Below are 10,995 nucleotides of genomic sequence, written 5' to 3'. Positions count from 1 at the left end.
ATTGCTTATAACGACAATGAAGCGACTGTAGACCTAATATTTGCTCCAGCTGTCGTTCCATTCATCACCAGGTTAGAAGAGCAATTTACGAAATATGAACTACAACAAGTCAGTAGTCTTAGTAGTGCTTATGCTATTCGTTTATATGAGCTTCTAATTCAATGGCGAAGTGCTGGTAAAACACCAATTATCGAGCTACAAGAGTTCAGAAAAAAATTAGGTGTTCTTGATAATGAATATTTACGGATGGCTCACTTAAAAGAACGTGTGCTAGAACTTTCAATTAAGCAGATAAATGAACATACAGATATTTGTGTAAAGTATGAGCAGCATAAACGGGGTCGCTCAATATCTGGTTTTTCGTTTAACTTTAAACAGAAAAAAAAGGACTCTCCACCTCTAGTAGATAGAGATCCTAATACTTTAGATTTCTTTACAAAGATGACTGATGCACAACGCCATATGTTTGCCAATAAACTTTCTGAACTTCCTGAAATGGGTCGTTATTCCCAGGGAACTGAAAGCTATCCGCAATTTGCTATTCGTATTGCTGAGATGCTGCAAGACCCTGACCGAATAAAAGAACTATACCCATACCTAAAAAAAGTGGGATATATGCCATCAAATAAAAAGGACACCGTAAATGGCTAAGTTATCACTAAGTGAAGTATCTAAAAAATTTCATGTGGATAGATCAACCATTTACAGAGCTGTACGTAATGGACGTTTATCACGCTCCAATGATGGACAATTCGATCTAGCAGAGGTCATTCGATGCTTTGGAGAACCTGAGCAAACACCTCAAAAAATTGAATCATCTAAGCAAGAAGGTGATGAATCTACAAAAAAACTTATTGCCCATTTAGAAAATGAAGTCAAAAAATACCAAGAACGTGAAGAACGGTTAATGCAACAAATTGACCGTATGCAAACACTCATTGAGCTGAAAAGTGTTGCACCTGCCACAGCAGCACCACAACAAGATGCTACGGCATGCGACACTGACATGCCACAGCATGCGACAACACAACAAGACAATGATAATAAAAAGAATAATGCATTAAATATTGCAGAAAATGTGGCGGTGCCACAGCAAGAAACTACGGCATACCACACCCAAACGCTACAGCATGCCACGTTGCAAAATGTGGCAGTGCCACAACACAAAAAACGTGGCTTATTTGGCCGTGTGCTGAATGCTGTTTTTGATAATGACTAAGGGAGAAAGATCATGCCGAAACTGAAAGACATTGCCCTAGGCATTATTGTGGCCCCGCTGTTGATCCCGATCATGCTGATCGCATCGTACCAGGATAAAAAGGCGCTGAAAAAAGAGCTGGATGAACGCCAAAAAGGAAAAGACCAGGCATCCTGATTATTCAACTGAGCTAATTAAAAGTGTGGAACATTGATTAAATAGTAGGCGTGGAACGGTAAGATTCACGAAAAAAGCCCAACTCAGCTGAGTTGGGCTTCTTACTACACGATAAAGCTATGATTTTTAAAGTAATAAAAAAAGCATTTCGTATAAGGTGTATTATGTTAATTTTAGAAAATCTTCACTACTATTATTTTAAAATAAGCCTTATATCCAAGCATAAAACAAGGTTGTCTAGACTTCTTTTAACAGTAAAGTTATCATAAAACTGAATTTTATTTTTTAGGTAAGTTTATGCATTCTATCCGCATTCGTTAAGACACAACTATTTGCATAGTGACACTATTTTATAATGGTGGGCTTTTGTTGTGTCTTTAAGAATATATGCGGATATATAAAGTAAAAGTATGCTTAATTTATAAGTATGCTTTTAGTGCATAGTTTCCAGTTATAACTTAATTGACTAGCTATTTGTCCACCCTGTGGATGAATAGCTTTTTTTTTGGGAGGACACTGTGATGCTAGCTTTTGTTTTCACCTAAATCCTGTTTGCTGCATAAAAAATTTCAAGAGCTAAACAGGAGTAAATAAAAATGAGTTTAATTATTAAAGCGAGAAACATACGCTTGGATTATGCTGGGCGTGATGTTTTGGATATTGATGAATTGGAAATTCACTCTTATGACCGTATTGGTCTTGTGGGTGATAACGGAGCAGGAAAGAGTAGTTTACTCAAAGTACTTAATGGCGAAATTGTTTTAGCCGAAGCGACATTACAGCGTTTTGGTGATTTTGCACATATCAGCCAACTGGGCGGAATCGAAATAGAAACGGTCGAAGACCGGGCAATGTTATCTCGCCTTGGTGTTTCCAATGTACAAAACGACACAATGAGTGGCGGAGAGGAAACTCGTGCAAAAATTGCTGCCGCATTTTCCCAACAAGTACATGGCATTCTAGCGGATGAACCAACCAGCCACCTTGATCTCAATGGAATAGATCTACTTATTGGTCAACTTAAAGCATTTGATGGAGCATTACTTGTTATCAGTCATGACCGATATTTTCTTGATATGGTTGTAGACAAGATATGGGAGTTAAAAGACGGTAAAATTACGGAATATTGGGGTGGTTACTCGGATTACTTGCGTCAAAAAGAAGAAGAGCGACAACACCAAGCCGTAGAATATGAGCTGATGATGAAGGAACGGGAGCGATTAGAATCTGCTGTGCAAGAAAAACGCCAGCAAGCTAATCGATTAGACAATAAGAAAAAAGGAGAAAAATCCAAAAACTCTACCGAAAGTGCTGGACGACTTGGGCATGCAAAAATGACTGGCACCAAGCAAAGAAAACTGTATCAGGCAGCTAAGAGTATGGAAAAGCGTTTGGCTGCATTAGAAGATATTCAAGCACCAGAGCATTTGCGTTCTATTCGTTTTCGTCAAAGTTCAGCCCTAGAACTGCACAATAAGTTCCCGATTACGGCAGATGGTCTGAGCTTAAAATTTGGTAGCCGTACTATCTTTGATGACGCTAACTTTATAATACCGCTTGGCGCTAAAGTCGCTATAACTGGATCGAATGGAACAGGGAAAACGTCCTTGTTAAAAATGATATCAGAACGTGCTGATGGATTAACCATATCTCCAAAAGCTGAAATTGGCTACTTTACACAAACAGGATATAAATTTAACACGCATAAATCTGTGCTCTCCTTTATGCAGGAAGAGTGCGAGTACACAGTTGCGGAAATTCGTGCAGTATTGGCTTCAATGGGGATCGGAGCGAATGATATTCAAAAAAACTTATCCGACTTATCGGGAGGTGAAATCATCAAACTGCTTTTATCCAAAATGCTTTTAGGAAAATATAATATTTTGCTTATGGATGAACCAGGAAACTATCTTGACCTAAAAAGTATTGCCGCATTAGAAACAATGATGAAGTCCTATGCAGGAACTATTATCTTCGTATCTCATGACAAGCAATTGGTCGATAATATTGCTGACATTATCTACGAGATCAAAGACCACAAAATCATCAAGACTTTTGAGAGAGATTGTTAATGATAGCCAATCTAATCCGAACATTAATTATTGAACTCTTTAAAGGAAATTAAAAATGACAATTCAAGATATTCAATCACTTGCTGAAGCACACGGCTTGTTGCTTACGGACAAAATGAATTTCAATGAAATGGGCATTGATTTTAAGGTCGTTTTTGCTCTTGATACAAAGGGGCAACAATGGTTGCTGCGTATTCCTCGTCGTGATGGCATGAGGGAACAAATCAAGAAAGAAAAACGCATTTTAGAATTGGTAAAAAAACATCTTTCTGTAGAGGTTCCTGATTGGAGAATTTCATCTACAGAATTAGTGGCTTATCCCATACTTAAAGATAATCCTGTTTTAAATTTGGATGCTGAAACCTATGAAATAATTTGGAATATGGACAAAGATAGCCCGAAATACATAACATCTTTGGCAAAAACCTTATTTGAAATCCATAGTATTCCTGAAAAAGAAGTTCGGGAAAATGATTTGAAAATTATGAAACCTTCAGATTTAAGACCTGAAATAGCAAACAATTTGCAGTTAGTAAAATCTGAAATTGGTATAAGTGAGCAATTGGAAACCCGCTACAGAAAATGGTTGGATAATGATGTTCTATGGGCAGATTTCACCCAATTTATACATGGCGATTTATATGCTGGGCATGTACTAGCTTCAAAGGATGGAGCTGTTTCAGGCGTTATTGATTGGTCAACAGCCCATATAGATGACCCAGCGATTGATTTTGCTGGGCATGTAACTTTGTTTGGAGAAGAAAGCCTCAAAACTCTAATCATCGAGTATGAAAAACTAGGGGGTAAAGTTTGGAATAAACTATATGAACAGACTTTAGAAAGAGCAGCGGCCTCTCCTTTGATGTATGGTTTATTTGCCTTAGAAACTCAAAATGAAAGCCTTATCGTTGGAGCAAAAGCTCAGTTGGGAGTTATATAATTTAAAAATATGATTGCTGAGAACTGCCTTGTTTTGAAACTTGGTTGGCTTTAATTAGTTTTTAGTATTCTTTATAGAAAATGCCTCGATCAAGGGGCATTTCTAACAATCATTTAACATAAAATTTCTTATGTGAAGTAACCTGAATGCAGCGGTGCCCCATTGGGGGCGCGTTGAGATAAGCCTCTTTTAGATAACTTTAGCAACTCGATAGACAGTTGCAACTCCACAATTCACTGCTTTGGCAATTTCTTCCTTAGTCATATTGCCAACTACTAGCAATTCTTTTATTCGTTTATGTTTAGCCTCATTTGCCTTCTTGCCTGTTGGTTTGTAACCCGAACGTGCCAGGCCCTGCTTAATACGTTCTATACGTTTCTCATTGTCTAGGCGGGCCATTGTTGCCAGAAGATCAATCAACATATTGTTGATGAGTTCCAAGATTGAATGAGTAATGCTGTCACTGGTTTGAATCATTTGGTAGGTAGTAGGAAGATCTGCTACGACTAAACGAAGTCCCTTCTCCTGGATCCTGCGCTTCAGCTCTTGAAAATCTCGTTGGGTTAGGCGTGATAAGCGGTCAATACTTTCAACTAACAATGTGTCACCTTGATTTGCTTCTGACAGTAGCTTATTCAATTCAGGTCGGTCTAACTTCGTACCACTATAGTTTTCCACGTACACAATGGTTTCACCCAAATTCAAGTTTTGGTTTAGATCCTGAAGAATCTGCAAAGCCCTTTCTGCATCTTGATCTTTAGTTGAAGCTCGTAGATAAATACGTGTATTCATTTCTATCATTTAATCTTAATTCTATTAGATTAATGATAATACTATCATTTAATTATTGCATTAAGTCTAATGATAGATATTGTATGCGATTTGGCTCGCTATCATTCAGGTATAGTCTTTTGATAAAAAAAGCATGACTAAAAGCCATGCCTTGGGAATTCGTATAACGTGTATTATGTTAATTTTAGAAATTCTAACCTATTAGGTAGTAGGTGAATTTTGTTGTGTTTCCTGAATTTCATCCCTTAAAGATAATATATCGCCTATCACTAGATAAGTATAAATTACATACCTATCAGCCTCTTCTCTTGTTGCAATAATATCATGTGATCCCTTTTGAGCCGCTTGAAAAATCGCATCTAACCTCTCACCTAAATATTTCATATGTGACCCTACAATTTCTTCAAATCGTTTTGAATTAGTATTTTCTTCAACATAAGCAATAAGTCTATTTATATAATTATCTGGTCCTAATTTAATTATTTTAGGTTTACTACTAGTTGGATTGATAACTTTATCATCTCTCGCTGGATATATTACATCTGCTGTATCTTGTAAAATTCTGCGGCAACTATGGACTGCATTAGACCAATCTTCAGTGTTATCAGAATTTAGATTCTCGTAAACAGATGCAAATTTTTGGACTGATAAAGGAATCAAATTTCCAATTTTTGAATCAACATTATTTCTTGTTCTTGAAAAAATATCTGAGGTAATTTTGGAATATTTTAATTCATAATTTTTATTAGAAACATATTCATAAAGAAATCCTCTTCTTTTATCTAATAACGTCGAAAGCTCTTGAATACGGGCTCTTAATTTTCTTCTTTCACCAGAGTTGCTAGTTACCCCAGTAGTAACATATTGATTAGGGTTAGCAGAACTAACTGAAACATTTGGATCAAATGCTACACGTAAACTTTCCTTTAAGGAATCCATTTCAGTCTCTGCCGCTCCTACGGAAATAAGGTCGGCTCTTTCTATCTCTTTTTCTACACCATCCTTAGTCTCTTTTAACTTATAAGTTCTATTAGCTTTTTGACATAATTTCCAAATATCAGCACTAACACCACTAGGAGTAGAAGGATATCCACTACTTTCAAATGAAAAAATTCTTTGATGATCAAAATCATTAAGTAATCTAGCTAATCTACTCGCCTTTAAAGTACAACTAACCAAAGAAGTATTAGCTAACTCTATTCCTTTCAAAATTTCTTCACTTAAGATAAAAGCTTCATCTAATGTTTTGCTATTGGTAGGAAATTCACTCAAAATAAATCTACTTAATATAAATTAATGACTTAACGAATATATATTAGAAAAAATTATTCTCACAACTTCTATTTAATATTAATTTCTTATTATTAGCCTCTAACTTTTAGAATATTTCCGCCATTTAACATAATGGTGCTTATACGAAATTCAGCGTTTCAGGCTGCCCAAAACCAAGTTTATTTCTTGCATAAATGTATCCTATAGGATACATTTTACTTATGTACTCAATATATACCACTGAAGTCTTTGATGACTGGTTCACCAAGTTAAAAGACCAACACGCAAAAAGACGCATACAAGTCCGAATTGATCGGGTTGAAGATGGAAACTTTGGAGATACTGAACCAGTTGGTGAAGGTGTCTCTGAATTACGTTTCTTCTTTGGACCAGGCTATAGGATTTACTACTGCAAACAAGGGCAAAGGGTTGTTATTCTTTTAGCAGGCGGAGATAAGTCTACGCAAAGTAAAGATATAAAACTTGCCCTGCAATTGGCACAAGATTTAGAGGAGGAGCTATAAATGGCTATTAAACTTCGCAAATGGGACAGTGCTGAGCATCTTAAAACAGAAGAAGATATGCAGGCTTACTTACAAGCATGTATCGAAGAATCTAATGGTGATGCCGCATTCATTGCTAAAGCTTTAGGTAACATTGCTAAAGCTAAAGGAATGGCTCAATTATCACGAGATACAGGTCTAGGCCGAGAAAGTCTTTACAAAGCACTTTCTGGTGATGTGAACCCTAGTTTTGATACGGTGATTAAAGTTGTAAAAGCACTGAATTTGCGCTTAGCAATTTAAAAAAAGTTATTAAAAAATGGAGCTTTAGGCTCCATTTTTTAATTTCGTATAACGTGTATTATGTTAATTTTAAAAAATCTTCATAAACGCTCTAAATTGGTCATGAATAGCTTTCTTTTGATACTATGTTATTTATCCTATAAACACTAATGTAATAATATTTATGAAAAAAATTCTTTTTTCTTTACTCATTTCCTCATTCCAAACTGTATTTGCAAATCCTTACATGGAGAATTACGAATTTACCGAAGAATATGAAGATATTAGGAATAATAAAGATACTATTTTTTTAAAGTCTAATGAAAAAGTTACAGTGCAATATATAAATGGAGTTGAAGAATATTATGATTATTTAAGTAAAGGTTATATAGCACTTGGTTATTCAACTTTTGTAAGTAATTCTGCTTCAAACCAAGAAGCAATAGAGCAAGCCAAAAAAGTTAAAGCACCTTTAGTTTTAATACTAAAAACTGTATTAGATCAATCTGTTAATATAAATGATGTTCAAAAAAAATCTACAACTCAGCTATTTTATAATTTTGATGCCAATTTCATGGCTCTTGATGAGAGTTATAAAAAAACCACTTTAGGTATTATTTTCAGGGATTTACCACATGATTTAGTTAAAAAACATGAAAGAAATACTGGCGTTTTAGTTTCATTAGTTTATATAAATAGTCCAGCATATCGTTCAAATATTTTAAGAAATGATCTCATTACTCAAATTAATGGTCGGGACGTTTGGAAAGATAATTTTATGACAATCTTGAATGAAGAAAAATCTACAAATCCTTTGAAATTTACAGTGATAAGAGATTCTACCTCTAAAATAGTTCCAGTTACTCTTGGCTGGTAAACTAAAGTTGCTGGACTTTGGAGAATGGATCTTTAGCTATTCTCCAAAGTATCAAGCTAAATCATATAAAATAAATTAAACCTAGTCATATTCAACAACCGCTGTATACATACATTTACATCTGTTTCCACAAGTTTTCAATGGTAATAATGGGGCATCATTCACAAGATAAACTTTTTGGGCTTTAACAGATTGAGGACATGCTTCTTCATCCACAGATAATTTTATTTTTTTTGAGCCTATATTTTTAGCTTGCTGTATATCTCTAGAAGACCATGATCTTGCCCTAGCATAAAACTCAGTATCAACTAAAAATTCAAATGGGTCGTCCTTATTAACTTCATTAATGTTAATAAATTTTAGATAGTCCTCACAAATTTTTAACCTTGTATTAAATCCAAATTCTTTTTTTTGAATAGCTGTTAATGGAGTACCAGTATTAAGAATTTTTTTTATTTCTATTCTTTCAAAAACCCTTAAATTCTTTTCAATTAAACTATTTATTTCATTTATTTTGTACTTATTTAATTCGGGATATGATGATAGCTTTTCAACGAAGTGCATCAAAAATTGATTTCGCAGTTCTTCTTCCTCTCTGATCATCAGGGGAGTGGGTGTAATATCTAAACTAGGCTGAACAGGAATTTTTTCATTCTTTTTAAACCATCCGAACATAAAAATCTCTTATAAAAATATTAGTTAAATACAAAATACCATAAATTTTTTAATGTCTTTCTTAATACTAATGTGTACAGAAAGAAACATACAGCCATGCCTTGAAGAAATTAAAAAATATATTCAAGCATAGCCGCTATAGCTATTTAACATAAAATCTCTTATACGCAGTGGCGGCTAACGCCACTATACAAGGCAACAGACCATACACTTTTTTTAAAACTTGATCTTGGATCTTACTTTAGTCAGTAGCTGATCAAGCAAATTTTGATTTTTGGATAAGTCCAACAGTAAGCCATTTAATTTTGTTTGGATCTCTTTCGGATCAGTCACCTCACCACTCATAAGATTTTTCAACAAACCACCAATCTTGTTGAAATCCTCCTTTATGCTACGAATTTCCTGAAACGATTGAACATCTATCAAACTTTTGGGCTGATAGCTTAAACCCAAATCACGTGCATATTGAGAAACCGATAAATTAGCCTGAGCAGCATTTGCTTCAATCTGCTTTTTTTCTTCATCAGTTACGACCACTTTAATGATCTTTTGGCGTATCCGTTTTGGCTTTTTCTTTTCATTCATTTTCATCATTTCCATTGTCATTTGGCTATGCCAAAAGCTCCGCAGGACAAGATTCCACGTTGAGCTTGAAAAGCGAATAAGCAGGAGTAATGGGTGTCAAAATGCTAGCATGTTGACCAACATTACACATCTTGCCTGTTTCACCCTAACTATGTTTCGCACTTAATCGCATATAATCGCACATAAAAAAGATGAAAAGCTTATAAAATCCTATAATCGCACTTAAAAGCACATAGTTGCATATAAAAGCTCTTGATCGCATATAATTGCACTTAATCGCATAAAAAACAGAAATGAGGAGATCTGAATGGTTACTCGACATGGCGCAAAAAAATTTATCACAGCGGCTTTGCCTGAAATAGAAAAACGGTTAAAAGCGGGATTCACCGTTAAAGAAATACATGCCGATTTACCCGATCTCGCCAACCATATTTCTTACAGTGCGGTATTAAGAAATTTGCAGAAAATGGGCATTAGCGAAAAAACGCCGCACCAGGGGAAAATACATAACATTGAAGCTCCAAAAAATGAAACTCATAAAGAAAAAGATCAACAAAAGTTGATGAATCAAACCCCTTCTTTTTCTTATGATCCGCATACAGCAGGAAAAGATTTTATTTAAAAAACCATATGCTCTTTAAAACGCCTTTAAATGCGATGACAGCTCGATTAATAAAGAAAGATACAGAACGAGTGTCTACGAGTGAAATCGCTGAAATTCGCGCTTAGACTCTCTGAAAAACAGCTTTTTAGGCTGTGAAGCCTAAATAAGCGTAAATCACATGCAGAAAATTGAGCCTAGATCGAGCGTAGCGAGTAAAAAAGCTTTATGAGCGAAGCGAATTCATCGTGCTTTTGCTTTTTATTGAAGTCACAACGAGATCAACCAAAAATTGCCCCGACGAATCGAGCGAAAGCGAGATTCAATAGAGTTTGAGCGTAGCGAAAACCAAGGGCAATTTTTCCTTACCTGGGCTTTTAATTATTTTTAAAGTTTTTAAATGCTTTTAGACATGCTGAAAGCCTTTATTTACAACACTTTCAAAGGATATATGTCCACGTTTACCTTGCAATATGTCCACGTTTACCTTGCAATATGTCCACGTTTACCTTGCAATATGACTACGTTTACCTTGCATAAGTCCACAAATAATATTAACGTGTACTTATACACAATAAAAAATTAGTGGCTATGAGAGATTTAGTTGTAAAAGATAATGCCTTAATAAATGCTAGCTATAACTTAGATTTAGTAGAACAACGTTTAATACTATTAGCCATTGTTGAAGCACGTGAAAGTGGTAGAGGTATTAATGCGAATGATCCATTAGAAGTTCATGCTGATAGTTATATCAATCAATTTGGCGTACACCGCAATACAGCCTATCAAGCTCTAAAAGATGCTTGTAAAGATCTTTTTGCACGTCAGTTTAGTTATCAAGAAAAAAAGGCTAATGGGAATATCAGAAATGTTATGAGTCGCTGGGTTTCTCAGATTGCTTATAACGACAATGAAGCGACTGTAGACCTAATATTTGCTCCAGCTGTCGTTCCATTCATCACCAGGTTAGAAGAGCAATTTACGAAATATGAACTACAACAAGTCAGTAGTCTTAGTAGTG

General features: G+C 35.1%; 14 protein-coding genes. 10 read left to right on the top strand and 4 right to left on the bottom strand.

Features of this window, described 5'->3' with window-relative positions; all coding sequences use genetic code 11:
- The 5 genes from repM to FTV04_RS15890 all read left to right on the top strand — a co-directional run.
- Positions 1–651 (top strand): replication initiation protein RepM (repM, locus tag FTV04_RS15910; protein ID WP_180090346.1); only part of this gene is annotated, 651 nt, incomplete at its 5' end.
- Entirely contained in the window at positions 644–1,219 is a 576-nt protein-coding gene (locus tag FTV04_RS15905) for a plasmid replication DNA-binding protein (RefSeq protein WP_180090344.1), read from the top strand. The genes repM and FTV04_RS15905, both read left to right, overlap by 8 nt.
- Before the next feature lie 12 nt (positions 1,220–1,231).
- The gene (locus tag FTV04_RS15900) at positions 1,232–1,375 is read left to right on the top strand and encodes a hypothetical protein (RefSeq protein WP_180053084.1); all 144 of its coding nucleotides are present in this window, start codon (positions 1,232–1,234) and stop codon (positions 1,373–1,375) included.
- Between the two features lie 596 nt (positions 1,376–1,971).
- A complete protein-coding gene (gene msr(E), locus FTV04_RS15895; protein ID WP_000052512.1) occupies positions 1,972–3,447 on the top strand; it encodes an ABC-F type ribosomal protection protein Msr(E) in 1,476 nt (491 codons plus the stop codon).
- Positions 3,448–3,502: 55 nt separating this feature from the next.
- Positions 3,503–4,387 (top strand): Mph(E) family macrolide 2'-phosphotransferase, encoded by an 885-nt coding sequence (locus tag FTV04_RS15890; RefSeq protein ID WP_000155092.1) that lies wholly within the window; start codon positions 3,503–3,505, stop codon positions 4,385–4,387.
- A 189-nt stretch (positions 4,388–4,576) separates the two neighbouring features.
- Here the strand turns inward: FTV04_RS15890 and FTV04_RS15885 are convergent, their stop codons facing one another.
- Positions 4,577–5,188: a recombinase family protein gene (locus FTV04_RS15885; protein WP_015060246.1), complete on the bottom strand. Its 612-nt coding sequence runs from the start codon at positions 5,186–5,188 to the stop codon at positions 4,577–4,579.
- A gap of 192 nt (positions 5,189–5,380) precedes the next feature.
- Positions 5,381–6,451: a hypothetical protein gene (locus tag FTV04_RS15880; protein ID WP_180090342.1), complete on the bottom strand. Its 1,071-nt coding sequence runs from the start codon at positions 6,449–6,451 to the stop codon at positions 5,381–5,383.
- A gap of 221 nt (positions 6,452–6,672) precedes the next feature.
- Here FTV04_RS15880 and FTV04_RS15875 point away from each other — a divergent pair, with 221 nt between their 5' ends.
- The 3 genes from FTV04_RS15875 (at position 6,673) to FTV04_RS15865 (ending at position 8,113) form a co-directional block, all read left to right on the top strand.
- Positions 6,673–6,975 carry a type II toxin-antitoxin system RelE/ParE family toxin gene (locus tag FTV04_RS15875; protein WP_180090340.1) on the top strand — a complete coding sequence of 101 codons (303 nt, stop codon included), beginning with the start codon at positions 6,673–6,675 and terminating at the stop codon, positions 6,973–6,975.
- Complete coding sequence (locus tag FTV04_RS15870; protein WP_067865280.1) at positions 6,976–7,257, top strand: addiction module antidote protein; 282 nt, start codon at positions 6,976–6,978, stop codon at positions 7,255–7,257.
- 163 nt (positions 7,258–7,420) lie between these two features.
- Positions 7,421–8,113 (top strand): S1C family serine protease, encoded by a 693-nt coding sequence (locus FTV04_RS15865; RefSeq protein ID WP_180005473.1) that lies wholly within the window; start codon positions 7,421–7,423, stop codon positions 8,111–8,113.
- 81 nt (positions 8,114–8,194) lie between these two features.
- Here the strand turns inward: FTV04_RS15865 and FTV04_RS15860 are convergent, their stop codons facing one another.
- Together FTV04_RS15860 and FTV04_RS15855 are read right to left on the bottom strand one after the other, a co-directional pair.
- Complete coding sequence (locus FTV04_RS15860; RefSeq protein ID WP_180005472.1) at positions 8,195–8,788, bottom strand: hypothetical protein; 594 nt, start codon at positions 8,786–8,788, stop codon at positions 8,195–8,197.
- A 216-nt stretch (positions 8,789–9,004) separates the two neighbouring features.
- Positions 9,005–9,373, bottom strand: coding sequence for a LysR family transcriptional regulator (locus FTV04_RS15855; RefSeq protein WP_179991841.1), 369 nt, complete (start codon positions 9,371–9,373; stop codon positions 9,005–9,007).
- Between the two features lie 307 nt (positions 9,374–9,680).
- On the opposite strand from FTV04_RS15855, the gene FTV04_RS15850 reads away from it, so the two are divergent.
- Both FTV04_RS15850 and FTV04_RS15845 read left to right on the top strand, forming a co-directional pair.
- Complete coding sequence (locus FTV04_RS15850; RefSeq protein WP_180090338.1) at positions 9,681–9,995, top strand: hypothetical protein; 315 nt, start codon at positions 9,681–9,683, stop codon at positions 9,993–9,995.
- A gap of 570 nt (positions 9,996–10,565) precedes the next feature.
- Positions 10,566–10,995: RepB family plasmid replication initiator protein (locus FTV04_RS15845; protein ID WP_180090336.1), on the top strand; the 430-nt coding region annotated here is incomplete at its 3' end.

The organism is Acinetobacter sp. YH12219, assembly GCF_013417875.1.
Taxonomy (GTDB): domain Bacteria; phylum Pseudomonadota; class Gammaproteobacteria; order Pseudomonadales; family Moraxellaceae; genus Acinetobacter; species Acinetobacter amyesii.
The sequence above is the reverse complement of the archived record's forward strand: the minus strand, read 5'-3'. Positions and strand labels throughout refer to the sequence as shown.